The following is a 25,056-nucleotide window of genomic DNA, read 5'->3' as shown; positions in this document are numbered from 1 at the left end:
TTTCCCGACATTTACCGAGATGACCCGCATGAGGCCGACGGTAATCCAGCCGCCCTCCAACGGCGACCCCCAATCCGCCGACGCAACGACCCGACCCTCACGAGCGACAGGCCCTCACGAGCGACACTTCACCCGCGAGCGGCGCGGGTCGGGGGCGTCACGAGCGAGACGAGCCCCACAAGCGGGCGACCCTCAGGAGCAGGCGACGCTCAGGAGCAGGCGAGGGAGCCCGGCGGGGCCAGCCGCAACTGCGACTCGGCGTCGAACCCGGCCAGCTGTAAGAGCGTCTCCAGGGCGGCCTGCCGAGTCTCCTCGACGGTGGCGCCGCGTTTCCCGAAACATTCGGCCGCCACGTCCAGCACGGCGACGAGCACGGCCGCGTCGGGGTAAGGCACGTCGACCAGCACCATGCCCTCCCCGGCGTCGCCGGTCGCCACCGCGTGCCGCCGCAGCAGCTGGCGCAACTCCTCGGCCATCGCCACGCCCAGCACGGCGGCCTGTTCGAACCTCTCAGCAGCAGTCACGACACACCCTCCAGTCGCACGCGTGTTCGATTGCCTCAAGGTAGCCGGTGACACCGACAAAATCGTCCGGCGTACGGGCATGCACGCGACCACGGTCGGCGGGGCCGACCCTCAGAGTTGGAGGCGACGGGAGACCGGGCGGGTCGGGAGGCGGGGACCGCGGCCAAGGCGGCCAAGGCGGGCGAGGCGGGGCGGGGCGGGGCGGGCGCCGTCCGGCTGACCCGCGACCGCCCGCGCTCCTACTTCTTGGACTTGTCGGCGGAGCCGGAGTCGGTGGACAGGGCGGCGACGAACGCCTCCTGCGGCACCTCGACCCGGCCCACCATCTTCATCCGCTTCTTGCCTTCCTTCTGCTTCTCCAGCAGCTTGCGCTTACGGGAGATGTCGCCGCCGTAGCACTTGGCGAGGACGTCCTTGCGGATGGCGCGGATGTTCTCGCGGGCGATGACGCGGGCGCCGATGGCGGCCTGGATCGGCACCTCGAACTGCTGCCTCGGGATCAGCTCGCGCAGCTTCTTGGCCATGTCGACCCCGTAGGCGTACGCCTTCTCCTTGTGCACGATCGCGCTGAAGGCGTCGACCGGCTCGCCCTGGAGCAGGATGTCGACCTTGACCAGGTCGGCCTCGGCCTCGCCGGCGGGCTCGTAGTCGAGCGAGGCGTAACCGCGGGTGCGCGACTTGAGCTGGTCGAAGAAGTCGAAGATGATCTCGCCGAGCGGCAGCGTGTAGCGGATCTCGACGCGGTCCTCCGACAGATAGTCCATGCCCTGGAGCTGACCGCGCCGCCCCTGGCAGATCTCCATGATCGCGCCGATGAACTCGGCCGGGGCCAGGATCGTCGACTTGGTGACCGGCTCGAAGACCTGGGCGACCTTGCCGCCCGACGGGAACTCCGACGGGTTGGTGACGGTCAGCTCGCTGCCGTCCTCCATGACGACACGGTAGACGACGTTGGGCGCGGTCGAGATCAGCGACAGGCCGAACTCCCGCTCCAGCCGTTCGCGGACGATCTCCATGTGCAGCAGGCCCAGGAAGCCCACCCGGAAGCCGAAGCCGAGCGCGGCCGAGGTCTCTGGCTCGTAGACGAGAGCGGCGTCGTTGAGCTGGAGCTTGTCGAGCGCCTCGCGCAGCTCGGGGTATTCGTCGCCGTCGATGGGATACAGGCCGGAGAACACCATGGGCTTGGGGTGCTCGTAGCCGGCCAGCATCTCACCGGCCGACTTGGTGGCCGAGGTGACGGTGTCACCGACCCGCGACTGGCGCACGTCCTTCACGCCGGTGATCAGGTAGCCGACCTCGCCGACGCCGAGCCCGAGGTCGGACGGCTTGGGCTCGGGCGAGATGACGCCGATCTCCAGCATCTCGTGGGTGGCGCTGGTGGACATCATGAGGATGCGCTCACGCCGCCCGAGGTGGCCGTCGAAGACTCGGACGTAGGTGACCACGCCCCGGTAGGTGTCGTACACCGAGTCGAAGATCAGCGCCCTGGCGGCGGAGTCGGCCCGGCCGACGGGCGGCGGAACGGAGGCGACCACGTGGTCGAGCAGCTCCCGCACGCCGGCGCCGGTCTTGCCGGAGACGCGCAGCACGTCGGACGGGTCGCAGCCGATGAGACCGGCGAGCTCCTCGGCGAACTTCTCCGGCTGCGCCGCGGGCAGGTCGATCTTGTTGAGGACGGGGATGATGTGCAGGTCGGCGTTCATGGCCAGGTAGAGGTTGGCCAGCGTCTGCGCCTCGATGCCCTGGGCGGCGTCGACCAGCAGGACCGCGCCCTCGCACGCCTGCAGCGACCGCGACACCTCGTAGGTGAAGTCGACGTGGCCGGGCGTGTCGATCATGTTGAGCACGTGGCCGTCCCAGGGGAGGCGGACGGCCTGGGACTTGATCGTGATGCCGCGTTCGCGCTCGATGTCCATCCGGTCGAGATACTGGGCACGCATGGAACGCTCGTCGACCACGCCGGTGATCTGCAGCATCCGGTCGGCAAGGGTCGACTTGCCGTGGTCGATGTGCGCGATGATGCAGAAGTTGCGGATCAACGCGGGGTCGGTCTGGCCAGGCTGAGTGCGCACCGAAGTCCGTTTCGACAGGGTTGAGGTCAAGCGTCTTTCATGGTGACATGCCCGGGTGATCTCCCGAACCGTCGTCCGCCGCGGCCTGCGCCTGGTCGCGCTTGCCTTGGCCGTCGTGGTCGCGCTGGTCGGCCTGGTGGCCGGCGCGTTCCGCGTCCAGTTTACCGGCGCGCCCGCGGGCTGGGCGAAGAGCACGGGCCACGACGCCCTCTGGATGGGGCACATGTGGGTGGACGGGCGCCGCGCGGAGGCGGATGTGGCGGCGCTGGCGGTCCGGTTGCGCAGGACCGGGATCAAGGACCTGTACGTGCATGCGGGACCGTTCGAAGCTGATGGCCGGTTAGATCCTGCCAAATACCCGAACGGCCGGAATTTCGTTGCTTGGGTGCGCCAGCACCTGCCCGGCGTCCGCGTCTCCGCCTGGCTCGGCCAGAAGGTGGACGGCGTCCTCGACCTGGACGACGCCCGCTCCCGGGCGAACGTGCTCGACGGCGTCCGCGAGATCATGAAGACGGGCTTCGACGGCGTCCACTACAACTTCGAGCCCCTCGGCAGCGGCGACGAGGAGTTCCTCGACCTGCTCGACCGCACCCGGCCGCTGACCCGGCTGCTGTCCACCTCGACGCCGCAGATCGAGCCGTTCCCGCTGATGCGGCCGGCCACCCGCGCGGTCCTCGACCACGACAAGTACTGGTCGCAGGACTACTTCAGGAGCGTGGCCCAGCGCGTCGACCAGGTCGCGGTGATGGCGTACGACTCCGGCATGCCGCTGGAGTCGCTGTACGGCGGGCACGTCGTCCGGCAGGCCGTCCTGGCCCTCGACCTGGTGCCCCCGGACAGGCAGCTCTTCGTCGGCGCCCCCGCCTACCACGACCACGGCCTGCCGCTCGGCGACAGCGCCGAGAGCGTGGCCGTCACGGCACGCGCCGCCAGACTGGCCCTGTCGGAGCACGGGCGGCGGGAGAGATTCGGCCTGGCGATGTACGTGGACTTCGCGGCGACGGAGCAGGACTGGAGGGAGTACGCTACCCACTGGCTCATCTGACGGAGCTCACCCGGGTCGTTGATTTGAGCAGCCACCTGGGTTATTGGTAATCTGTTCAACTGCGTGTGGCGCGCCCTCTCTCGAGCCCGCGCGCCCCATCCATCACCCAGACTTTCACCGAGGCTTCTTCGTGGCGAACATCAAGTCCCAGATCAAGCGCAACAAGCAGAACGAGAAGGCTCGTCTGCGCAACAAGGCGGTCAAGTCGTCCCTGAAGACGGCCGTTCGCAAGTTCCGTGAGGCCGCCGAGCAGGGCGACGTCGAGCAGGCCGTGGCGCTCCAGCGCGTCGCGGCGCGCCAGCTCGACAAGGCCGTCAGCAAGGGCGTCATCCACAAGAACCAGGCCGCCAACCGCAAGTCGGCGATCGCCAAGCAGGCCGCCGAGCTGGCCGCCAAGTAGGTCAAGGCGTCCTGCCTGATTCGACCTGAGCGCCGCACTCCCATGTCCGGAGTGCGGCGTTTTCGTATCCTGTGGCCGGCCCGCCAGGGCTCACACGCCGGCTTGAGTAACAGTTTCGATATCACATCGCGTCGCCTCCGCGTACCGGCTGCGCGGCGGGCTCGACCGGCCGGACGCCGGGCGGGTCGTGGCGGCCGGCCGGAAGGTCACCGCCCTGGCCGAGAACGCCCTGGTGATCGGTGTGGTCCGCGGCGAGGGCGTCACGGCCCTGGTCGCCACCCACGACCCTGGCCTCATGACGCCGGCTGACCGCGTCCTGGAGATCAGCGACGGCGTCCTCCGCGAGGCCGTCCCTCAGGAGTCCGGACGAACGCCGCCAGGCGGGCTGGACGCCGGGCCTGAGGCGGGCTGGACGCCGCACCCGGGGCGGGCACCGCGGCCCGGCATGGGAACCCCCGCCGAGGTGCGGGCCACGGCCAGGTTGGCGATGGCGGCCAGATTGGCGGAGGCGACCAGCACGCCGCCGACCAGCAGCAGGAGCGTGGTGCCGGTCACGCCGGCCAGCGGCATCGCGACGGCCAGCCCCAGCGGCCGCGCCGCGAACGAGATGAGCTGGTCGAACGAGCGCACGCGACCCAGCGCGCCCTCCGGCACCTCCCCGGCCACGACCGTCTCCCACAGAGGGCTGAGCAGTCCGAGACCGAACATCGCCACCGCGTAGGCACCCGCGATCACCCAGGCCGGGGCCGGGATGGCGAGCGCCGCCATCGGCGCGAGGTAGAGGGCCGCGGCGACCTGCACCGCGACGATGGGCCGGGCGATCGGCAGCCGGGGCGCGGCGAAGACGCCCGCGACCAGGCCCACCGTGCCGCACTGCACGACCAGCACCCACGCGGGCTCGCCCCCGAGCCGCTGGACCACGGTGAGCGGGCCGAGCGTCAGGAACAGGCCGGCCGCGAAGTGCCAGACGCCGTGGCCGAGAACGCTCCGGAAGAACCACGGGCGGCTCCTGATCTCCCGAAAGCCGTCGACCAGGTCCCGGCCGAACGCCGATGTTTCCCCGTGATCGCGCCGTGGTCGCGCCGCCGTACGGATGCCACCCAGGGTGAGGGCCGAGCAGGCGTAGGCCGACGCGGTGAGCAGCGCCGCCCAGCCCGGCCCGGCCGCCAGCGTGATCGCCCCCGCCAGTGCCGGGGCGATCACGCTGGACACGCTGGTGGCCACGCCGATGCGCGCGTTCGCCCGTAGCCGGTCAGGTCCCGGCACCGCCCCCGCCACCAGCCGGGGAACGGCCGGCATGCCGAACGCGATCGCCACCCCCGACACCGCGGACAGGACCGCCAGGTCGGACACCCGTGGCGTGCCCACGAGCAGCACCACGCCGGTGGCGGTCTGGGCCAGGCAGCGCACCAGGTCTGCCAGCAGGACGACGCGCTCCGGCCGGAGCCGGTCGGCCAGCACCCCGCCGACCGGCAGCAACAACAGCAGGGGCGCCAGCTCACAGGCCAGCACGAGCCCGAGCGCCTCGGCACTGCCCGTCGTGCGGAGCACCGCGAGGGTGAGAGTGGTGGGGATCAGGGCCGTGGCGAGAGCCGAAAGGGCGCGCCCGATCAGCAGGCGGGTCATCATGCCGCGAGACACTATTTCGTCAGCTAATATTTCGTCAACAAAATAGACTGTGTCGTATGATCTGGCGGGTGGAAGACTCGGTCGATCGCCACCTGGCCCGCTGGCGCGGCAAAGCGCCGTTCGACGAGCTGGCGGAGGGCATCGTCACCCGCATGCAACTCCTCGTGAAACACCTCGCCCACACCAAGGAGGCGGTGCTGGCGGAGGTCGGCCTCCAGAAGTTCGAGTTCGACACGATGCACCGGCTGGTGGCCAGGGGCGGCTCGGCCACCCCCTCAGAGCTGGCCGCCGAGCTGCTGCTGTCACCCGCGGGCATGACGGGGCGCCTGGACACCCTGGAGCGGGCGCAGCTCATCAGGCGAGTACGCGGCACGGACGACCGGCGGCGGGTGGACGTCGAGCTCACCGGCAAGGGCCACGACCTGTGGATGGCGGCGATGACGGTAGGGGCGGAGGTCGAGGCCCAGATGGTGGCCGCCCTGGACCCGGCCGACCGCGAAGCCCTCAACGGGCTGCTCAAGCGCATGCTCTCCCGCGTCGAATCACCCTCCTGACTCCAGCCTCTCCCCTGCCGCTCGATCCGGCGGCCGTGCCGGGGGCCTCACCCGGAAGCCATCCGAACGGCGGAGCCCAGGAACCGTCCGAGCAGCGGAGGCCGGGAGCCATCCGAGGGCGGAGCTCAGGAACCGTCCGAGCAGCGGAACGGCGAATCAGCGGCCCATCCGGCTGGCCACGATGACCTGAACCGCGTGCTCCAGGGCGTACGCGGGGTCGGCGCCGCCGCCCTTGACCTGCTCGTCGGCGTCGGCGATCGCCTGGATCGCGCGGGACAGCCCCTCCGGACCCCAGCCGTTCAGCTGCCGCTTGACCCGGTCGATCTTCCACGGCGGCATACCCAGATGGCTGGCGAGTTGCCCGCCGCGGAGGTTCCGCGGTGCACCGCCGACCTTGGCGACGGACCGCAGCCCGCCCGCCAGCGCGCTCACCAGGAGGACGGGGGCGACCCCCGTGCCGAGCGCCCACCGCAACTGTTCCAAGGCCTCGGCGAGCCGTCCCTCGATCGCCGCGTCCGCCACGTTGAACCCCGTGACCTCCGCGCGCCCCTTGTGGTAGCGCGCCACAGCCGCCGCGCCCACCGTCTTGTCCTCGGTGTCGAACATCAGCTGGCTGCACGCCGCCGCCAGCTCCCGCAGGTCGTTACCCACCGCGTCGAGCAGCGCCTGAGCCGCGTCCGGCGCGATGGACCGCCCGGCCCGCTTGAACTCGCCCCTGATGAAGTCGAGCCGCTCCCCCGCCTTGGTCACCTTGCTGACGGTGACGACGTGCGCCTTGGCCTTCTTCAACCCGTCGACGAGTGCCTTGCCCTTCACCCCGCCGGGATGCGAGAGCACCAGGACCGTGTCCTCGGACGGGCGCCCGGCGTAGGCGACCACCTCGGCGATGACCTCCTTCGGCAGGTCCTGAGCAGATCTGATCACCACCACGGAGCGGTCGCCGAACAGGGATGGTGAGGTCAGCTGGGTCAGCTCACCCTGCCCCACCTTCCCGCCGACGAGGTCGTGCACCTCCGCCCCCGCCCCGGCGGCTCGCGCCGCCTCGACGACGGCACGAACCGCCCGTTCGGCCAGCAGCTCCTCGTCGCCCATGACCAAGGTCACGGGCGCTGGTTCGGTTCCCGCCATGCCGAGCAGCATGCCATGCCAACCGTCCAGCCGCGTACTCGAACTTCCCACCATCAGAGCCTCCCGAGGGGACCCCTCTCTGTCAGACTCTCGTGAGACCTGGGGACGAAGTAGTCTTCTAGCGCAACGTCGTCGGCCGCCAGGCGCTGCCCGGCGAAACCCCGCCCGACTTCGACGACCCCGCCACCGTCGCGGGCGAGCGCGCCTGGCTCGCTCAGGTCACCGGCGCTTCCGGCCGACCGCCCGCCCCCGAGAACACCCCTGAGAGCAGTGCCGACATCCCGGTTGCCCCTGCCGAGCCGGTCGACCCGGTCGACGCGGTCGACGCGGTCGACGCGGCCGCGGTGGCCATCGAACGGGCCTGGCTGGAGCGCATGCTGGCCACCCGCGCCGAGCCCACCACGCACGACACCGACGACCAGTAGCCCGGCGTTTGCGTCGTCCGGCGCCGACGGCGGCCGCCACGACGCCAATCCCCCCGACAACCCCGAGCCCGTATGGAAGGCAGCGAGGTGATGACCGCTCCCCTGACCAGCTCCTGCCCCGTCAGCGCCGGCCCGATCCACGCCGCGCGCCGCGGCCGCCCGGCCATCTAGTGCGGCAAGCCCTGCCGCCAGGCCGCCCACCGCGCCCGCGACCGCGCCGCCCGCGCCCTGCAGGACCTCGCGCACCTGCAGCCGCCGCCTGGCCGCCGACGTCGACCAGCTCGCCCGCCTGACCGCCGAGCTCACCGCCCTCCACACCGCCACCGTGTCGACTGGCACGCCCGCGCCCGCCGGCAGTGAGCCGCACGGCGACGCCGCCAGTGACACAACCGATCGCGCGGCCGTGGACCCGTCGACCGGCTGGGAAGCGCAGCTCGCCGAGCTCGCCCGCCGCACCGCGTCGGTGGCCACCAGCATCGCCGGCGCCGCCCGCAGCCACCGCTCCACCGCTGCCGACTACCGCCACGCCGCCCGCATCGCCGGCCCCCACTCCGCACCCTGACGAGCCGACCTGCGTCCTCCCGCACGCGCGGCCACGCGGGCAGGCGCGCGTTCTACTGATCCCATGATCAACAGCGCCGCCACGACTCACCTCATGAGCGCCAGGCTTCAGTCGAAGAGCTGCTCGACGGTGACCTTCTTGACCCGGTCGTAGCTGTCGACGATCAGATACCAGTAGTCGTCGTAGGGCACCTGCAAGACGATGGGGCTGTAGTCGTAGAAGCCGCCGTGGTACTGATAGGCCTCTTCATCGAGGTAGGACTGGTATTCCTCGCTGTCCATGAGGGCCACCCGGGCGGTCGAGCCGCGCCAGTCCACCTCGAAGCAGGCGCCGGCCCCGGTCTCTCCGAGGTCCCAGTACAGATGCTGCACACATCGTTTGTAGCTGGTCACGCACTGAGCAGGAAGGGGCAGAGGCTCGTCTCCCCAAACGGGGGGATCACGGCACCATCGTGGCCAGGACCTCGCTGGTGCCGGTGAAGGCGTCGATGGCTTCACGGATCTTGGCGTGGCGGTCGTCGCCGTCCTCGCCGGCGGCCTGCAGCAGCGCGTGGATCCCCGTCGCGGCCAGCATGGCGGGCATCACGAGGGCCAGCGCCCTGCTGGCCCTGAGCCAGCTCCCGCACGGAGTCGGCATGCTCACCGCCGCGCAGCTGGCCGCCCGCACCCGCCCGCTCACCGAGCGCGTCACCGCGGCGGCCGCCGCCCTGCAGGCCGCCGACCAGGACGCCCGCCGCTACACCCGCGACGGCGGCGGCCCCGCCGAGAAGGCGCTGCAGCAGACGCGGGCACGGCTCGCCGAACAGGTCCGCCAGATCGACGCCGCCGAAGCCGCCGGGCGCGAGCTGCAACACGCCCGGCAGACCGTCAGCGACGGCCGTGAGCGGATCCACCAGCTGCGCCAGCGCGAAGTAGACCTCCAGCGCGAGCTCGACTCGCTGGGCAGCTTGCGCCCCTCACACCGGGCCCGCCGCCGCCAACTGCAGGCCGACCTGCCCAGAGTCCGCGCCGAGCTGGTGGCCGTGCGCGAGCGCCTGGAGCCGGTCCGCCTGCAGGGCCCGGCCCTGCAGGAAGCCGCCGAGCGCGCCGCCGCCCAAGCGCCGCCGGGCAACGTGTGGCCGATGGTCCGCCGCCGCCATGCAGACCTGGAACGCGATCTCGACAACGCGCTGCGCGGCGCCCGGGCCGTCGACGTCGACGACGCCAGCCAGCGCGCCGGCCGGGCCCGCCACAACCACGACCTGGCCCACGCCCAGCTCGCGGCGGTCCAGCAGGAACAGCAACGCCGCGCCGACCTGCCGCCCGACCGGCGCGACGTCGAACGCGCCGCCCGCGCCGAACACGCCCAGCGCCAGCGCCAGGCCCGCCAGGACGACCCCACCAGGCCGGCACCCGGCCGTCAGCGCGAACAGGAACGCCAGCGCCGGAATGAGGCATACCGGCCGCCACCCGGCCACGGCGTCGACCGTGGGCCCGGCCTGTCCCGCTGACCGCCCGGGCCCCGCCGGCTACGCCGACGGGCGGCGGGGACCCGGGGCGGTCAGCTCATGCTCTCGGCAAGCACCTGGTCGACGCGGCCTGGCTCCACCCCGGTAGCGGCCGCGATCAGCGGCACCAGACCGCTGACGGCCGGGATGTGCTGGCCATACAGCGGGCCGATCCCCACATGCGGCGCATCCGCGACCGGATCGTCGGGCAGGTCATCGCGCCACAGCTGCGCGCGTACACCGCTTAATGATCACAGAACGTGTCTTCCTGCCGCTAATAAGGATCTTTACAGATAACTTACGCCCATGTCATGATCACTCCGTTTTGCCGCTTATGTAAATGAAAGGCACGAGTGACCACAACACGCACATCGTCTGGTTTATCCCGCCGGACGTGCCGCCGCGCTGCCCTGGTCGCGGCCCTGACGCTGCCGTTCTCGCTGATGAGCGCGCCCGCAGTCGCCCAGGAGCCCACGCCAACCCCGACCCCCACTCCCGCCCCCGCCACCCCGGCGGCGTCGCCGCTAGGCACCCCCACCGGCAAGGCGCTGGAACAGGCGAAGAAGCACAACAGGCGCGTCGAGATCGAGTCGATGCGCTCGGAAAGTGCCACCTTCTATGCCAACCCGGACGGCAAGACGGTCCGGATGGAAATGCATTCCCGGCCGATCCGGGTCAAGAACTCCGGCGACACGGGCTTCACACCGATCGACACCACCCTCGTTGAGGTGGATGGCGCCATCAGGCCTAAGGCGGCGCATGGCGGTCTTGTCCTGTCTGCTGGCCGGGACAAGACCCTGCTCAAGAGCCGGGTAGTTGACGCCACTGCGAAGGTCGGCACGCCGTCGGCCCTGCCGGCCCCCGTCTGAAGGGCAACACCGCCACCTATCCCGGTGTCTACGGTAAGGGCCGCGACTTGGTGGTGACTGCAGACGCGACCGGGTTCCGGCAGCAGATCACCATAGCCGAGCGGCCTACAGGACCAGTCTCCTTCCGAGTGCCGGTCGATCTACCCGAGTGCCGGTCGATCTACCCGAGAGCCTGTCGTTCAAGAAGAACGCCGCTGGCCGGCCCATCATCGTGGGCAAGGACGGCAAGACGCTGACCGAACTGCGGCCGACACTCCTGCAGGACGCCACGGCCGCCGACGCCTACGCCCCCATCGACGAAGGCAAGGTCGGCAAAGCCGCGATCAGCCTCGATGACGACGGTAAGTCGCTGGTGTTCGCCCCAGATGCCGCGTTTCTGGCAGACCCTGCGGTCACCTATCCCGTGACCATGGCGGCCGTGGCGGCCGACTGGTGGGAGACCCACACCGGCGCGGGCGGTCTGCCCAAGCAGGGCTGGGACACCTTCGTCAACAACGCCGACTACCCGGACAGCTGGGACAACTTCACACTGGACCGGATCCTGGTCGGCAAGTCCAACAGCGGCACCGTCAAATGGCGCAGCTACATCAAGTTCCCCGACATGCCCGCCGAGTTCCGCGGCCTCAAGGTGCAGAACGCCGATCTGATCCTGTGGAACCATCTGTCCAACGATTGCGGGACCTACGTCGGCTCCGGGATCACCACCCGACGAGTCACGTCGCTCTGGGACGAAGCGACCATGACGTGGAACAGCCAGCCTTCGGTCACCTCAACGGGTCAGATCACCGAGGGCGCCGCCTACAGTCCCAACTGCACCAGCGGAGCCGCAAGCTGGGCAGGCAAGGAATGGGACCTGGTCTACTCGATCGACGAGATCGTCCAGGCTTGGTCGGACGGTGCCTCCAACTATGGCGTCCAGCTCAGCGCCGGCAGCGAGTCGGACATCACCAACTGGCGCCGTTACCGGACCGACGAGGCAGGCGGTTGCAGGAGCGTCCCGCTGGAGGCGTGCAAGGGGCAACTTCACCCGCCCATCCTCACCGTGGACTTCGAGCTCCCGCCCACCCCGGTGGTCGGCGCGTTGCTGATGAGCCCAGATGAGACCAGGCCCACGTCGATTACCGAGCTCAACGCGTGGGCGGCGCGCGGTCGGGTGTCGAACACACTGCCCGAGCCCCCCTCGGCCACCTTCGAGGAAGACTTGGCCTATCGGTCCTCGTCGGATCAGGACGCCACCACATCGACCGACGACTTGCAAGTACCGTTGCCCTCCCCCGAGGAGGGGGTAACTGCACGCTGGCCGTTCAGCGAGGCAACGGGGACGAGCGCGGCTGACGTCTCGGGCAACAACCACACAGCCACGGTGAACAACGGAGTCACGTGGACTTCCGGAGTAAGCAACTCTGCCCTGACCAATGCGGTCGTCGCCAGTGAGTCCACCGCACCTCCTGAGGCGCAGAGCTCGCAGCCGGCTCGAATCGCTGCTTCGCGACAGTCCGTCGCGCAGAAGTCCGCCGTCGAGGTAGGCGCTGAGACAACCGCGACCAGCGTCACCTACGCCCAGCCAGACGGGAAGACGTTCAAGATTGAGGTCGCGGCCGGTCCAGTACGCGTCAAGCAGGGCGGCCGCTGGATGCCGATCGACACCACCCTGGCTGAGCAGGGCGGCAAGCTGCGGCCCAAGGCCCTCGCCGAGGGCGCCCTGGTGGTGTTTTCCACCGGTGGCACGGATCCGTTCGTGAAGATGACGGCGGATGGGAAGTCGTACGCGTTGCGCTGGCCGACGTTGCTGCCGAAGCCGACGGTCAAGGGCAGTGTGGCCACCTACACCGACGCCGTCGGGGCCGGTGCCGACTTGGTAGTGACGGCATTGCCGACCGGCTTCCGGTATGAGGTAGTGCTGCGACAGCGGCCTGCCACGCCGGTGGAGTTGCGGATCGGCGTCGAAGGTGAGGGCCTGACCTTGTCCGAGGGCAAGGGCGGCCGACTGCTGCTGAAGGGCCAGGACAAGAAGCTGGTCGCCGCGGGAACGCGTCCGGCCGTGTCGGACGGCGGCACCAAGGACCGCCCGCTGCCAGTCAAGCGCGGCGCGGCGGGCCTGGACCTGGCCACCAAGGACGGGCGTACGGAACTGGTGGTCAAGCCCGACCAGAAGTTCCTGGCCGATGCCGCCACCACCTATCCGGTGCGCCTGGCTGCGGCGGTGACGCTGCCGCTCAGCGTCGACGTCGATACCAGCACGAATGACTCCGACGGCTCTCCCGCGCTGCCGGATAACCCGTACATGCTTGCCGGCACCATGACGGGCGGAACGAAGGCCCGGGTACATCTGCAGTTCGACACCACAGGCCTGCAGGGCAGCACGGTAACCGACGCCAAGCTGTCGATGAACACCATCGACAGCCACAACTGCGGCGCCGCGCTCGCGAACGGCATCCAGGTCGCCCGCCTCACCGATACGTGGGACCCGGACAATCTGTACTGGGCCAACAAGCCCGCCCTCACCACCGAGGACGCCTCCACCAACTTCAAGGGCGTCAACCAGGACTGCGCCACCTACCCGGACACCATGGACTGGAACGTCACCGGCATCGCCCAGGACTGGGCAGCCGGCGCCGCCAACTACGGCCTGGTACTCAAGTCGCCCGGCGAGGCGAACATCAACAACTACCGGGTATTCACCTCCTCCGAGAACACCGACTTCAACCTGCCGCCGACGCTGACCATCACCACCAGCGGAGCGGCATCGCAACCAGTCATCTCCGCCCCAGCCATCACCCCGGCACAGACGGTGGATGGTGTCACGGTGACCGGCTCGCTCACCCCCCAGCTTGCCGTGACCGTCACCGACACCGCCGGCGGCAGCCTGACTGGCGAGTTCGAGGTCGAGCACGACCCGGCCGCGACCGCACAAGGCAGCGGCCAGATCTGGACCGGAACCTCACCTGAGGTCACCTCCGGCGAGCAGGCCGTGGTGACCGTTCCCGCAGGCAGGCTGGTCGACGGCTGGAAGATCCGCTGGCGCACCCGCGCGGTGAACGCGGCTACCTCGGTTTCGTCACCGTGGTCGGCATGGCAGGAGGTGACGGTTGACGTCCCCGACCCGGGCACCGGGCCAACGGTAGGGGCCTTGCAGGTCAATCCGTCGCAGGTCATCGACGGGAAGCTGCATACCGCCTCGCTCACCCCAAGCCTGCTGGCGCAGGTCACAGACCCACTCGGCGGAACGCTCAGGGCCGAGTTCGAGGTCGAGCACGACCCGGCAGTCCCCGGGCAGGGCACGGGTCCGATCTGGTCCGGCGCCGCGGACAACGTGACCTCGGGAACGCAGGCAAACGTCACCGTCCCAGCCGGCGAACTGGTAGACGGGTGGAAGCTACGCTGGCGAGCTCGCGCAGTCGTCGGCGAGACAGCATCGCCCTGGTCGGACTGGCAACTTGTCACGGTCAAGCTTGATCAGCCCATTCCCGGCCCGCTGGCGCAGACCGCTCAGGCGGTCATCAATACCGACCAGAGCTTCACTGTGGCGGCATGGCTGAGGTGGGACAAGGACGGCACGTACACCGCGCTTGAACAGCGCGGCACCAACCAGGCCCCCTTCCAACTGGGCAACGACCCTGAGCGTGGCCTGATCTTCACCTTCACCAGCGCGGATACCGCCAGTCCCAGCGTCGAGGGGGTGTTCTCCGGCATGAAGGCGCCGGTCAACGAGTGGTTCCACCTTGCCGCCGTGTACACGCACGACTCCAACACAGCCACGCTCTACCTGGACGGCAGGCCGATCGGAAGCAGCACACTCACCTTCACTCCCTGGAAGTCATCCGGGCCGCTAACGCTCGGCACGGCCATGAACGGCAGCATCGACGAAGTCTGGGTCTACGGCCGTGATCTCATCGACGACGAAGTGTTCGCGCTGACGGACGGCAGCCCGACGGCCCCGAGCGGAGCCGCCGCGCAGAAGGCTCCGTCAAGTGCCACGGCACTCGCCGCCGGCCGCTACGACAGGATCTCCCCGGAAACCTGCTGGGAAAACCATGGCTGGCGCACGCGCACTTACGGCCTGATGAAGAACCGCTTCAGCGGCTGCATGCTCCATGAGCTCGGAGTATTCAGCGGAACGATCGGCTCCGACGGTGACGGTATCGACGTCGACGCGGATCTAGAATGGTCCGGTAAGGTCATGCTGGTGGCTAAGACCTTCAGCGGCAAGACAGATCTTGACGCTGGGGCGACCACCCGCGATATGTGGTTCGACCTGTACGTCGGCCACAGCAGGTCGACGGGCATCGACATCTTCAAAAATGACGATGTCCCGCTCACCATTGGTATGACTCCCACGCCGGGTCAGACGGCATGCCGTGATGTCACCACCTTCCAAGGCGCCACTCAGAAAAACCATCTGACCATGGAGGTTGAGGACTGGATCGAGGCCGCGGACGAAACCGATGACGGGAAGTGGTCCAAGCTCGCCACCTTCCGATTCCGCTCCGACCCGGCTCACGCTCTCAACAGCCCGGAGAAGATCGCCACCTGCGTGTTCAAGCCGTACGTGCACATGACCAGCAGCGGCCACCTGCCCCTTTTCGAGTACGGCACGATCGAGGAAAAGGCGCAGATCACCTGCGATTCCGCCCGGTACATCGCGGAGCGGGCGGGCGGGTGCACGCTTCCCGTGCTGTCGTCGATCGAGTGGCGGATGGGAGCCAAGTACGACGTCGCTTATAAGCACTACTGGAAGGCCTGCTACCAGTCGGCCGACACCTACCCCAAGGACTCGGCCAAAACCATTGTCGGATGCGCGGTGAACGGCACCCAGCGCCCCACCAAGGCCAATTACCTGTGGCGCGTCGACGACCCGTGGGCAAAGAACAGCAACTCCCGGGCCAAAGCACGATGCGACAGCCTGTGGCCCGGTGCCATCTGGCCCGCTCAGGAGTGCGACGAATACCCGTTCCAATCTTCGGGAACCCGGCACGCTGAGAATGACAAACACCGAAACTTCTCGGTGTGCTCCATGTCGAAGGCACAAAACGGAGAGGCGGGCAAAGCACTGACCCGTCTCTACAACCGCGATCGGATCCTGTACGGCCATCACTTCTTCAACCGCTTCGCCACCAAGCTCACCAGCGTCGAACCTATGAAGGACCTGTGCTTCCAGCCGATCGACCAGAAATCAGACTTCTTTAAAGACCTGCCGGAAGACTAGGGACTAGCCCGCGTGGCGGGAGAGAGCATATTCTCCCGCCACGCGGCTGTCACTGGACAACGAGAGATCGAGAATGAACTTCCAGGAAACAGCGCAGCGTTACGCAGAACTCCTCCTCGGAGACGGCAGCTGGCTCACCGAGGAGTTTGCATGGACGGTTCTACGGCCGCGAGTCGGACCACTGACGCTGAGCGATGTCGCGCAGCGGTTGGCCGGGAACAGCCACGCTGACATCGTCGAGCGCGATTTCGAGGATGCCTACACGGACAACGCGGTCATACTCGACGCAACGGATGAAGCCGTGATGATCGTCGACCTCCACAGAACGAGCAACACGCCAGACCCGGACTTCATCGCCCAGCTCAGTCGCAACGTTGATGTCTGGCACGTCTCCTGGCATACGGCACTGAGCCGACGGATGATCCATGCCCGGGATGGGCGCATTATCGCAGCCGTCCCCTATCTTGACCCAGCCGACGCTGTCGGCGAGGACCTCGACTCAGTCCGAGCCGAACTGGCTGCTCTGTCTGCGGCCCAACGTGACCCCTGGCCAGCCGTTGAGGCAACCGCCCTAGCCATCGTAGAAGAACGCACAGGCGCACGGCTTCGCCTCGATTGGTTCGACCACGCTCATCCTTCAATAGCCATTGATCAATGACGCCCGGCTCCGATCTGCTCGTCCGTGGCGCGCCGCCAGAGGCCCGTCAAAGCCATGGTGGCCTTCCTGCCGCGCCAGTGGACTCCGCTGAATCGCTGCATCTCATCCCCGGGTCACGCGGGTCGAGATCGACGCATGGCCGGTTTGCCGATAGCTCGGCTGGACCCGCATACCGGCCGCCACCCGGCCAGGGGGTCAGCCGCGGGCCTGGCCTGTTCCGCTGACCTGCCTCGCTGACCACCCGGGCCCCGCCGGCTACGCCGACGGGCGGCGGGGACCCGGGGCGGTCAGCTCATGCTCTCGGCAAGCACCTGGTCGACGCGGCCTGGCTCCACCCCGGTAGCGGCCGCGATCAGCGGCACCAGACCGCTGACGGCCGGGATGTGCTGGCCATACAGCGGGCCGATCCCCACATGCGGCGCATCCGCGACCGGATCGTCGGGCAGGTCGTCTCGCCATAGCTGCGCCCACCAGCTGCCGGTCCCCTCATCCCACCCCCACACGCTGCGGTTCTCCCAGCCCTCCACGTACAAGCCGAACGGCCCAGGATTCCTCATCCCGACTCCCTTCGCCAGCGTCCGCGCCTGTCTCGGCGTCCGCGTGCGTCAGTGAATCAGCCACCCGCCGGCGCTGCCCGGCGATCAGCACCAATAGATACCCACCCTGCCAGGGCAATAGCACGCACGTTCGATTAGAGTCGTTGGGTCATGTCTGATCCACCTGCAGTCAGCCTCTTGCCCGACGGGGCCGGCTACCTGCTCAAACGGCGCACCCTCGCCGATGGACGCGAGGAAGTGCTGGTGTCCTACGTGGAGATCACGCCCGGCCCGCGTGGCGGCCTGGTCGCGCGCGAGGAATGGCTGCCCCTGGATCGGGTGCGCCCGCTGGCCGGCGTCGACTACAGCGCCGAAGAGCACGAGGACCTGACCCGAGGCAGCGACACCACGCCGGGAGCGAAGCCCGCCACGCCGGGCCGCTCGGCCGGATGGCCCGCGCAGCTCCCGCCGCCCGGCGACGATCCTGGATGGGCGGCGCACGCGATGGCCTGGCTGCTGGACTGCCTCCCACCGGACTACCGCGCCCACGAGATCGTGCAAGACCCGTACGTGCTGGGCCGGATCGCCTCCCGCCACGTCGATCAGGCGCTCGCCGAGCTGCGGGCTGGCTACCGGACGGCGAGCGTGGACCTCAAGGCTGGGTGTGGCGTCGCTGGTCACCACGAGCGACGGCGAGCATCTGGCCAACCCGCGTCACCTCGCCGCGACCGCCGATCGTCTCGCGACGGCGCAGCGCGACCTCGCCCGCAACAAGCGGGGCTCCAAGCGTCGCCGCAAGGCGGTCGCCCGCGTCGCCGCGCTGCACGCCAAGGTCCGGCGGCAGCGCCTCGACCACGCGCACAAGGCCGCCTTGGCGCTGGTCCGTGGCTACGACGTGATCGTGCACGAGGACCTGCGGATCGCGAACATGACCCGCTCGGCGTCCGGCACGATCGACGCCCCCGGCCGTAACGTCGCGCAGAAAGCCGGGCTCAACCGAAGCATCCTGGACGCGGGTTGGGGGGTGTTCCTGACGATCCTCGCGCACAAGGCTGAAAGCGCCGGTCGAGAGCTGATCGCAGTCGATCCCCGCAACACCTCCCGCACGTGCTCGCGCTGCGGGCACGTGGCGAAGGACAACCGCCTCACCCAAGCCGAGTTCGCCTGCACGGCGTGCGGCCACCGGGCGCACGCCGACGTGAACGCGGCGACCAACATCCTCAGGGCAGGGCTTGCCCTTCGCCAGGCCGCGCAAGCGGCTTAGCGAGAAGCCGCTCCCTTCAGGGAGCGGAGGAGTCACCACGACGCGCTCATGCAGCGCCCCGACGCGGACGACTCCACGACCGGCCACCCACTCCGGTGCTTCTTCCACGAGACCCGTGCTTCCGCGGGTCGCGGCACTACCGTCCGCGGACGAGCACCGTTCGAGTGCCCGTGCTTCCGCCCGTCGCGGCCCTACCGTCCGCGGGCGAGCACGGCGAGGCGGCCCCCGTGCTCGACCACCGCGAGGTCGCCCGCGTGGTCCGTGCGGTAGACGCGGGCGCCGAGGCGGTGGAGGATCGCGACCGTGGGCTTGGCGGGGTGGCCGTAGTCGTTGTCGGCGCCCACACTGATCAGGGCGGCGCGGGGCGCGACGGCCGAGAAGAAGGCAGGGTCCTGCCTCGGCGAGCCGTGGTGCGGCACCTTGAGGATGTCGGCTCGCGGGAGGTCGCCGCCGAGCAGGGCGCGCTGAGCCTCCGTTTCGATGTCACCGCTGAGGAGGGCCGAGCCGACTCGCCAGCGTACGTGGACCACGACGCTGGAGTTGTTGATCGCGCTCCCCTCTCCCTGACCGTGCATGTCGCCCTTCGCCGCGTCGGGGGCCAGAACCGTCACCTCGGACGGCCCGAGCCGCCATTGGCTGCCCGGGGAGGCGGTCCATCGGGGGACGCCCCGCCGGGCCAGGTCCGCGTACGGACGTGCCGGAAGGTGGGGGCCTGAAAGGTGGCGGGTCGCTGAGGAGTGCGGGCTGACGACGACCGCGCCCACGCTCCTGCCGCGCAGGACGCCCGGGAGCCCGCCCACGTGGTCGGCGTGCGGATGGGTCAGGATCACCAGCGGAACGTCCGTGATCCCGAGACGCCGCAGGCAGCGGTCCATGGCGACAGGGTCCGGACCGGCGTCGACCACCACCCCTCTGCCTGGGCCGGCCGCTATCACCAGGCCGTCGCCCTGGCCGACGTCACACGCCACCATCAGCCACGCTCTCGGCGGCCACGACGTCACGATGGGGCGTACGAACAGCACCGCGGCCAGCGCGCCACCCACCAGGGTCAGCACGGCGGCCCGCCAGGCGCGGCGTCGCAGCACGATCACGGTCGCCGCCGTCACCACGGCGAGCGGCGCCAGCCCAGCGACGCCGCCCTGCCAGGGGACGGTGGCGAGCGGAAGGTTCACGGCCCACCGCGCCACCGTGATGATCCATCCCACCGCGTAACCGGCCGGGGTGACGATCGCCTGCGCCGCCTCAGGCCAGAACGGGGCGATCAGGGCCGCGCCGAACCCCAGCAGAGTGGCCGGTGCCACGGCCGGCCCCGCGAGCAGGTTCGCCGGAACGGCCACCAGAGAGAGCTCTCCGGACATCAGCACGAGGAGTGGCGTCACCGCTGCCTGGGCCGCAGCCGGCACCGCGACCGCCTCCGCCGCCCACCGGGGCAACCGGACACCTCGTCGCGCCTGGGGTGGGGGCGGGTCTGGGTTCGCTGCCTGGGCCGCGGCGGCGATGGGGGCGACATCCGCTCCGGTGCCGGGGGCCGCGGTGCTGAGGGGGTGAGCGGTCGTGAGCGCGTCTGCACCGGCGTGCCTGTCAGGGGTGGCGTGCCAGTCAGGGGTGGCGTGCCAGTCAGGGGTGGCGTGCCAGTCAGGGGTGGCGTGCCTGTCAGGGGTGGCGTGCCAGTCAGGGGTGGCGTACTCATTCGTGGAAGCGAGGGCGGGCGTGGAAGCGAGGGCGGGCGTGGAAGCGAGGGCGGGCGTGGAAGCGAGCACAGGGGTCGAGACCAGGTGGGAGGTGGAGGCGATCGCAGGGGTCGAGGCGGGGGTGGGGGTGGTGGTCGCAGGGGTGCTGTGGGCGGCGGTGCCGTCGGGCGATGCTCTCCGCGAGGCTGTGGGTGCCGGTGAGGCGTCGTGGGATGCCCGCCCGTCTGTCGGTGGCTGCCGGCCTGGTGAGACGGCCGAGGGGGCGTGGGGCGGCGTGGGCGGGGCGCCTGCGAGGCGGTCACGCCAGCGGGGGGCGAGCAGGAGAATGCCGGCCGTCGCGAAGACCGAGAGGGCGAAGCCGTACGAGCGGGCCAGCTCCGGGACGAAGAGGATCAGCAGGAGGATCGCTGCGGAGAGTGCGGCGACGCCGTCGCGGGCTCGGCCGGTGCCCAGGGCCACGGCGGCGACCAGCCCCATGAGGAGGGCGCGGAGGACGCTCGGGGACGGTCTGGCCACCACAGCGAATCCGATCATGGCGATGGCGGCGAGGAGGGCTCGGACGGTCAGGGGCAGGCCCGCCAGGCGGGCGAGGGCCAGGGCCGCGCCGGCGACGATGGACAGGTTGGTGCCAGTGATTCTCATCTAGACACTGTTCTGCGAGAGGACCCCCACCCATGCACCTCCAGGAAGAGCGGACCGAAGGTCAGGTTCAGCCTGACCCTGAAACACCGAACGCGACCACCGCCACCGTCCGGGCTGTCCCCAGCACCCCGGCCCGGGAGAAGACCGTCAGCCGCCCCGACCTGACCGGCCACACGATCATCATCGAACTCCTGGACGCCGCCACCGCGCGGGAGATCAACCGGCCGGACGCCGCCAACCAGCTCGCCATCGTCGAGTGCCACGACGATCGTCGCGGCAAAATCTGCGCGGTCCACCTCGACATCCCGCCTGGCGTCGGCATCGAAGCCGCGGCGCGCGGCATCGCTCGCACGTACGGCGCGCGGTACGCCGGGATGGTGACGAGGTGAGCCGCCGCGACCGCGTGACCGAGCCGGCTGAGCTCGCCGCGAACCTGTCGCGCTTCTTCCGGCGGCTGGAGGACCACGCCGCCGGAGATCCGGCCAACCTGGTGCTCATCGATGAGCTGATGGACGACCTGCGCCGGACAAAGCACCGCGCGATTGCCCGGGCGGCCCGGGCCGCGAAGGAAGGCGGCGACTACACCCTGGGCGACATCGTGCGCATCCTCGGGATCACCAAGCAGTCGGTGCACGAGCTGATGCGCAAGGGCCAGGCCCTGCTTGACGCGCAGCGGGTCCGGCTCGGCGTGGTGTCGCTGCGGGAGCGGCGGCGTGAACGCCTGGCGGCTGCCGGGCTGGCCGACCGGCGTGCGAGCTGACCTGCGAGGGAGCGTCCCACCCCCTCCGTGAGGAGGTGGGACGCCGCGCTTCCCAGGCGTCAGCTATGACGATAGAGGCCGTTCGGCCGCCTGTCATAGAAGGATCTTTCGGCGCGAGGTAGAGGATTATTCCTCACAGTAGGAGATCTTTCCCCCTATGCTGCGATGTACCACATCACCGGCGAGTTACGGTCCTTACGTGGTCTGCACGGCCTGTTCGGCGAGGGGCGTGTACGCCGCACGGTCAGGCGTCCAAGCCGCTTCCCAGGCGCTTGGCCTGACCGTGCGGTCCGGCCATAGGCTCGGCCAGTGACTACGTGCTTCGTCTTCGACGTCGGCGAGACCATCGTCCGCGACGACCGCTACTGGGCCTCATGGGCAGACTGGCTGAACATCCCCAGGCACACCCTGTCCGCGCTCGTCGGCGCGGTCGTCGCCCAGGGCCGCGACAACGCCGACGCCGTACGCCTCCTCCGCCCCGACATCGACCTCGCCGTCGAGTACGCCGCGAGAGAGGCCGCCGGCCTCGGCGAGCAACTCGACGAGTCCGATCTCTACCCGGACGTCCGGCCAGCCTTGACGGCGCTACGTGAGGCAGGACATCGGGTCCTGATCGCTGCAAACCAGACCACTCGCGCAGCAGAACTCCTGCGCGAGCTGGACCTTCCCGTTGATGCGATCTCCACATCGGGCGAGTGGGGCGTGGCCAAGCCAGCACCCGAGTTCTTCGCCCGGCTTCTGGACTTCGCCGGCGCCTCTCCGAACGAAATCGTCTACGTCGGCGACCACCCGGCGAACGATATCGTCCCCGCCAAGGCGGCCGGGCTGCGCACCGCACACATCCGCCGCGGCCCATGGGGCTACCTGTGGGCCGACGACCCGGTGGCGGCGGCCGCCGACTGGCGCATCACCACCCTGACCGAACTCGCCAACCTCCCAATCGAGTAATCGACGGATCTGCTCATGACGTGGGCGGAACTGCGACGGCGCCACTACAGTCCGAAGTGGACGCCTCGACCCCGGAGCGATCATGCCTGCACACCCCAGCACGGGCATAGGACGACGCATCGCCTACCACCGAAGCGTCGCGCGCCTCACCCAGCAGCAGCTGGCCCGCGCAGCCAACATCCACGTGGGCACCTTGCGCAAGATCGAACGCGGAGCGCGGGGCGCAGGCGACGGCGTCCTCGAGGCAATCGCTGGCGCGCTCGGCCTCGACCCGTCTCTCCTGCTGGCCGACCGAGCTCAGGCGAGCACCCGACTCCAGCAGGCGATCCCCATCCTGTCGGCCGCCATCGCGGCCTACGACCTGCCCGACGACGGCCCGGTCCGCCCGTTCCCCGACCTGCGCGCCGCCGTTGAAGACGCCGTCACCTGGCGGCTCGCCGCGCAGTACGTTCGCATCGCGCGCGAGCTGCCGGACATGCTCACCGAGCTGTTCCGCGCCCTGCAGATCGCCCCGGCCCACGAGCGGCGCGACGTGGCCGCCCTCGTGGTGTCCGCATGTCGCTCCGCCGACGCGGTGGCCTACAAGCTCGGCGCATACGACCTGTCCGCCAGGCTGATTGAGCTGATGCGATGGGCCTCGCCGCAGGCCGACGATCAGGTCCTGAACGCTGCTGTCGCGTACGTCCGCACGGAGACCTTCTTCGCCGCCGGCACCCACGACCGCGGCCTGCGCGCGTTGGAAGCCGCGATCGACGCGGCTGCGCCGCCGGACCGAACGGGCACCATGGCGGCGCGCGGCGCCCTGCACATGCGGGCGGCTGTCATCGCGGGCCGGGCCGGTGATGCGGCGGCCGCCGACACCCACCTGGCCGAGGCCCGCCGCCTCGGCGACCAGGTGCCTGAGGGCATCTACGCGGGCACGGCGTTCGGCCCGTCGTCGGTGCGGATCCATGAGGTGTCGGTCGCCGTCAGCCTTGGCAGCGACCATGTGCACCGCGCCCTGGAGGTGGCCCGCGAGTGGGCGCCGCCGCGGGATCTACCTGACGAGCGCCGGTCCGGCTTCTACATCGAGCTGGGCCGGGCCCAGCTGTGGGCCGGCCTGCCGGACGACGCGTTTGAAAGCCTCAAGGTGGCGCGCCGCATCGCGCCCCAGCACACCCGCGACCACCGTTGGGTCCGGGAGGACGCCGCGACGCTGCGCAGGCTCAAGCGCGCCGACGCCGAGACCCTCACCAGCTTCGCCGAATGGTGCAACGCCACCTGACCACCCAGTGACCCAGGTAACCCTCGCTGGGTCACTTATCGCGTTGCTCGCGGCCCACTATCTGTCTGTCGGAACCTGACGACAGATCGGAACGGCTCATGCCAGAGGTAGCGCCCCCAGGGCCTGCGCCGATGACCGTGCAGGACACGATCAGCATCGCCCGCCTGCACGGCCTGGCGTGCATCGACTGCGGTGCCGTCACCAGGCAGCTGTCTCCCGCAGGGCACGTCCTCCACCGCCAGCGCCTCTGGCCCATCGTCGCTTGCGGGATCCACATCACCAGATACAAGCCGCCCCTGGGCCAGGCGACGTCACCGCCGACCCAGGGACTTGATCAGGAAACGAGGCTCCTGACCCATGACCGACCATAGCGCCCGCGGGGCCACGTTGGTTGTCGCCCCCCGAGAGGCGACGTGGGAACTACCCCGGGTTCCCGAAGCCGCAGGACAGGCCCGCGCCCTCACCCATGAGGTCCTCACCTCGTGGGGCCTGGCGGCGGAGGCCGACGACGTCGTACTGATCGTCTCCGAGCTCGTCACCAACGCGGTGGTCCACGCGGAGGCACCGATCGAGCTGCGACTGCTCGCCGGCGACCGGATGCTCCGCGGCGAAGTCGTCGACCACAGCAAGCGCGTGCCCCAACCGGTCGTCGCCACCTTGGACCAGGAGCACGGCCGCGGCCTCGCTCTGGTAGAGGCGCACTGCGACCGGTGGGGAGTCGACCCCATGCCCACAGGCAAGGCCGTCTGGTTCATGCGGAGGATGCCGTGACCACCGGCCAGCACATCGCCAGCAGGGACCGCGCCGCCCGCCAGCTGAGCGTGCTCAGCGCGACGTACCCCGGCTGGGAGATCCAGCACAACGGTGACGCCCCGGCCGAGGAAGCCTGGAAGGCCGTGCTCCTACACCCGCTTACGCCGATGTTGGCCAAGGTCGGAGTCGAGCAGACCATCACCCGGCCGGATGCCCCGTCACTCGCCTCCGCACTCCAGTGTCAGGTGGCGCTGATCCACAACGAACGGGCCACGCACGAAATCACTAAGTTCCCCGGCCGTCGCTGACCGACGTCAGCGGCGGCTGGGTGGGCGGCCTCGTCCTCTCCACCGTGGGGGCACGGCGAGAGACGAGGCCGCCATCCAAACGTCCAGCGCACAGCCGCACTCCGCTGCGCCGGACACCGCCCCGCCCGCATCCGGGACGGGCGGGGCGTCAAATACCGGGGATGCGGCGCGTCACCTGCGCCCCCGGTGCGGACCTCCTGCCGTGCGAGGCACGCCGCGCGGCAGGAACGGGGCGCGGCGGCGGACACGCTTCCCAGGCACCGCCGCCGCGCCACCACACCCACAGCCACGCGGAAAGAACATGACGACCTGGGAACCGCACACCCCTCGAG

At 69.8% G+C, this 25,056-nt stretch carries 25 protein-coding genes; 15 read left to right on the top strand and 10 right to left on the bottom strand.

What is annotated here, in order from left to right; genetic code table 11:
* Positions 1–209: 209 nt before the first annotated feature.
* Together ACGF0J_RS22240 and lepA are read right to left on the bottom strand one after the other, a co-directional pair.
* Positions 210–524 carry a hypothetical protein gene (locus ACGF0J_RS22240; protein WP_393148663.1) on the bottom strand — a complete coding sequence of 105 codons (315 nt, stop codon included), beginning with the start codon at positions 522–524 and terminating at the stop codon, positions 210–212.
* A 239-nt stretch (positions 525–763) separates the two neighbouring features.
* Positions 764–2,596, bottom strand: a complete 1,833-nt coding sequence (gene lepA, locus ACGF0J_RS22235; protein WP_393148661.1) for a translation elongation factor 4 — start codon at positions 2,594–2,596, stop codon at positions 764–766.
* A 55-nt stretch (positions 2,597–2,651) separates the two neighbouring features.
* Between lepA and ACGF0J_RS22230 the strand changes: the two genes are divergently transcribed.
* Positions 2,652–3,641 (top strand): hypothetical protein, encoded by a 990-nt coding sequence (locus ACGF0J_RS22230; RefSeq protein WP_393148659.1) that lies wholly within the window; start codon positions 2,652–2,654, stop codon positions 3,639–3,641.
* A gap of 130 nt (positions 3,642–3,771) precedes the next feature.
* Complete coding sequence (gene rpsT, locus ACGF0J_RS22225; RefSeq protein WP_101783420.1) at positions 3,772–4,041, top strand: 30S ribosomal protein S20; 270 nt, start codon at positions 3,772–3,774, stop codon at positions 4,039–4,041.
* A 121-nt stretch (positions 4,042–4,162) separates the two neighbouring features.
* Here rpsT and ACGF0J_RS22220 read toward each other — a convergent pair whose 3' ends face one another.
* Entirely contained in the window at positions 4,163–4,324 is a 162-nt protein-coding gene (locus tag ACGF0J_RS22220) for a hypothetical protein (RefSeq protein ID WP_393148657.1), read from the bottom strand.
* Positions 4,325–4,395: 71 nt separating this feature from the next.
* Positions 4,396–5,670 carry an MFS transporter gene (locus tag ACGF0J_RS22215; RefSeq protein ID WP_393148655.1) on the bottom strand — a complete coding sequence of 425 codons (1,275 nt, stop codon included), beginning with the start codon at positions 5,668–5,670 and terminating at the stop codon, positions 4,396–4,398.
* Between the two features lie 56 nt (positions 5,671–5,726).
* Between ACGF0J_RS22215 and ACGF0J_RS22210 the strand changes: the two genes are divergently transcribed.
* Positions 5,727–6,224 carry a MarR family winged helix-turn-helix transcriptional regulator gene (locus tag ACGF0J_RS22210; protein WP_393148653.1) on the top strand — a complete coding sequence of 166 codons (498 nt, stop codon included), beginning with the start codon at positions 5,727–5,729 and terminating at the stop codon, positions 6,222–6,224.
* A gap of 156 nt (positions 6,225–6,380) precedes the next feature.
* Here ACGF0J_RS22210 and holA read toward each other — a convergent pair whose 3' ends face one another.
* Together holA and ACGF0J_RS22200 are read right to left on the bottom strand one after the other, a co-directional pair.
* A complete protein-coding gene (gene holA / locus ACGF0J_RS22205; protein ID WP_393148651.1) occupies positions 6,381–7,352 on the bottom strand; it encodes a DNA polymerase III subunit delta in 972 nt (323 codons plus the stop codon).
* Positions 7,353–7,405: 53 nt separating this feature from the next.
* Entirely contained in the window at positions 7,406–7,825 is a 420-nt protein-coding gene (locus tag ACGF0J_RS22200; protein WP_393148649.1) for a hypothetical protein, read from the bottom strand.
* Positions 7,826–8,102: 277 nt separating this feature from the next.
* Between ACGF0J_RS22200 and ACGF0J_RS22195 the strand changes: the two genes are divergently transcribed.
* Positions 8,103–8,339, top strand: coding sequence for a hypothetical protein (locus ACGF0J_RS22195; RefSeq protein WP_393148647.1), 237 nt, complete (start codon positions 8,103–8,105; stop codon positions 8,337–8,339).
* A 107-nt stretch (positions 8,340–8,446) separates the two neighbouring features.
* Here ACGF0J_RS22195 and ACGF0J_RS22190 read toward each other — a convergent pair whose 3' ends face one another.
* Positions 8,447–8,710: a DUF1883 domain-containing protein gene (locus ACGF0J_RS22190; protein WP_393148645.1), complete on the bottom strand. Its 264-nt coding sequence runs from the start codon at positions 8,708–8,710 to the stop codon at positions 8,447–8,449.
* A 67-nt stretch (positions 8,711–8,777) separates the two neighbouring features.
* Complete coding sequence (locus ACGF0J_RS22185; protein ID WP_393148643.1) at positions 8,778–8,981, bottom strand: hypothetical protein; 204 nt, start codon at positions 8,979–8,981, stop codon at positions 8,778–8,780.
* On the opposite strand from ACGF0J_RS22185, the gene ACGF0J_RS22180 reads away from it, so the two are divergent.
* The 4 genes from ACGF0J_RS22180 to ACGF0J_RS22165 all read left to right on the top strand — a co-directional run bounded on the left by ACGF0J_RS22180 (position 8,974) and on the right by ACGF0J_RS22165 (position 16,558).
* A complete protein-coding gene (locus tag ACGF0J_RS22180; RefSeq protein WP_393148641.1) occupies positions 8,974–9,828 on the top strand; it encodes a hypothetical protein in 855 nt (284 codons plus the stop codon). The genes ACGF0J_RS22185 and ACGF0J_RS22180 overlap by 8 nt on opposite strands.
* A gap of 350 nt (positions 9,829–10,178) precedes the next feature.
* Entirely contained in the window at positions 10,179–10,694 is a 516-nt protein-coding gene (locus ACGF0J_RS22175) for a hypothetical protein (protein WP_393148639.1), read from the top strand.
* Positions 10,695–10,842: 148 nt separating this feature from the next.
* A complete protein-coding gene (locus ACGF0J_RS22170; protein ID WP_393148637.1) occupies positions 10,843–15,900 on the top strand; it encodes a DNRLRE domain-containing protein in 5,058 nt (1,685 codons plus the stop codon).
* A gap of 73 nt (positions 15,901–15,973) precedes the next feature.
* The gene (locus ACGF0J_RS22165; protein ID WP_393148635.1) at positions 15,974–16,558 is read left to right on the top strand and encodes a hypothetical protein; all 585 of its coding nucleotides are present in this window, start codon (positions 15,974–15,976) and stop codon (positions 16,556–16,558) included.
* A 287-nt stretch (positions 16,559–16,845) separates the two neighbouring features.
* On the opposite strand, the gene ACGF0J_RS22160 is transcribed toward ACGF0J_RS22165, so the two are convergent.
* The gene (locus ACGF0J_RS22160; protein WP_393148633.1) at positions 16,846–17,115 is read right to left on the bottom strand and encodes a hypothetical protein; all 270 of its coding nucleotides are present in this window, start codon (positions 17,113–17,115) and stop codon (positions 16,846–16,848) included.
* A gap of 643 nt (positions 17,116–17,758) precedes the next feature.
* Between ACGF0J_RS22160 and ACGF0J_RS22155 the strand changes: the two genes are divergently transcribed.
* Positions 17,759–18,358: an RNA-guided endonuclease InsQ/TnpB family protein gene (locus ACGF0J_RS22155; RefSeq protein ID WP_393148631.1), complete on the top strand. Its 600-nt coding sequence runs from the start codon at positions 17,759–17,761 to the stop codon at positions 18,356–18,358.
* A 191-nt stretch (positions 18,359–18,549) separates the two neighbouring features.
* Here ACGF0J_RS22155 and ACGF0J_RS22150 read toward each other — a convergent pair whose 3' ends face one another.
* A complete protein-coding gene (locus tag ACGF0J_RS22150) occupies positions 18,550–20,691 on the bottom strand; it encodes a ComEC/Rec2 family competence protein (protein ID WP_393148629.1) in 2,142 nt (713 codons plus the stop codon).
* Positions 20,692–20,723: 32 nt separating this feature from the next.
* Here ACGF0J_RS22150 and ACGF0J_RS22145 point away from each other — a divergent pair, with 32 nt between their 5' ends.
* From ACGF0J_RS22145 to ACGF0J_RS22120, 6 genes are all read left to right on the top strand, one after another.
* The gene (locus ACGF0J_RS22145; RefSeq protein WP_393148627.1) at positions 20,724–21,080 is read left to right on the top strand and encodes a hypothetical protein; all 357 of its coding nucleotides are present in this window, start codon (positions 20,724–20,726) and stop codon (positions 21,078–21,080) included.
* Positions 21,077–21,451, top strand: a complete 375-nt coding sequence (locus ACGF0J_RS22140; RefSeq protein ID WP_393148625.1) for a hypothetical protein — start codon at positions 21,077–21,079, stop codon at positions 21,449–21,451. Before ACGF0J_RS22145 ends, ACGF0J_RS22140 begins: the two co-directional genes overlap by 4 nt.
* 309 nt (positions 21,452–21,760) lie before the next feature.
* Positions 21,761–22,399 (top strand): HAD family hydrolase, encoded by a 639-nt coding sequence (locus ACGF0J_RS22135; RefSeq protein WP_393148623.1) that lies wholly within the window; start codon positions 21,761–21,763, stop codon positions 22,397–22,399.
* A gap of 82 nt (positions 22,400–22,481) precedes the next feature.
* Positions 22,482–23,663, top strand: a complete 1,182-nt coding sequence (locus ACGF0J_RS22130; protein WP_393148621.1) for a helix-turn-helix domain-containing protein — start codon at positions 22,482–22,484, stop codon at positions 23,661–23,663.
* A gap of 357 nt (positions 23,664–24,020) precedes the next feature.
* On the top strand, positions 24,021–24,434 hold the full coding sequence (locus tag ACGF0J_RS22125) for an ATP-binding protein (RefSeq protein ID WP_393148619.1): 414 nt from the start codon (positions 24,021–24,023) through the stop codon (positions 24,432–24,434).
* Positions 24,431–24,724 (top strand): hypothetical protein, encoded by a 294-nt coding sequence (locus tag ACGF0J_RS22120; protein WP_393148617.1) that lies wholly within the window; start codon positions 24,431–24,433, stop codon positions 24,722–24,724. The genes ACGF0J_RS22125 and ACGF0J_RS22120 overlap by 4 nt, the downstream gene beginning before the upstream one ends.
* The last annotated feature ends 332 nt before the right edge of the window (positions 24,725–25,056 follow it).

Origin of the sequence: Nonomuraea sp. NPDC047897 (assembly GCF_043204415.1) — a bacterium.
Lineage (GTDB): Bacteria > Actinomycetota > Actinomycetes > Streptosporangiales > Streptosporangiaceae > Nonomuraea.
The sequence above is the reverse complement of the archived record's forward strand: the minus strand, read 5'-3'. Positions and strand labels throughout refer to the sequence as shown.